Raw genomic sequence first — 504 nt, 5'->3', positions numbered from 1 at the left:
TATATATTTTTCTCAATCTATATCTTCATATTTTATTTCTTTATTAAAAAATTGCTTTTCTCTTTCTTGTATTTTTACAAATTCTTTTGAATTATCTTCATCAATTGGTGTAATTGCATAATTTTTAATATTTGCATTACTATTTTTACGAAAATAGAATTTATGATTTTTTTTATTAAAATCAATATTTCTTAATACATCTAATTCAAATTTAACAGCTTCTCCATTTTTCCAATTATCATTTAAGAATATTTTAAATATTCTTTCTTTATTCTTTTGGATATATTCATCTATTTTTTCAAAATGATTTCCTTTTGACTTATCATATAGAAGTTCATTTATTATATATTCTTTTTCTCTAACATAATGAATATCTAGTTTCAAATCATCTTTTTTCAAATGGCTTTCATAATTTATTTTAAAATAATTTGTTTTTAATTTTTGGGGTTTATTATGTTCTACAACATAACTTGCTGCTTCTGGAAATTCAATAGAATTATAATA

Annotated in this window: 1 protein-coding gene; it reads right to left on the bottom strand. The window is 19.0% G+C overall.

Annotated elements, in window-relative coordinates; translation table 11 throughout:
* Window positions 1–12 precede the first annotated feature (12 nt).
* Window positions 13–504: hypothetical protein (locus tag AWT72_RS09875; RefSeq protein ID WP_197407672.1), on the bottom strand; the 492-nt coding region annotated here is incomplete at its 5' end.

The sequence above is a fragment of the Oceanivirga salmonicida genome, from assembly GCF_001517915.1.
Lineage (GTDB): Bacteria > Fusobacteriota > Fusobacteriia > Fusobacteriales > Leptotrichiaceae > Oceanivirga > Oceanivirga salmonicida.
Note: the sequence above shows the minus strand (reverse complement) of the source record. Positions and strands in the feature narration are given on the sequence as shown.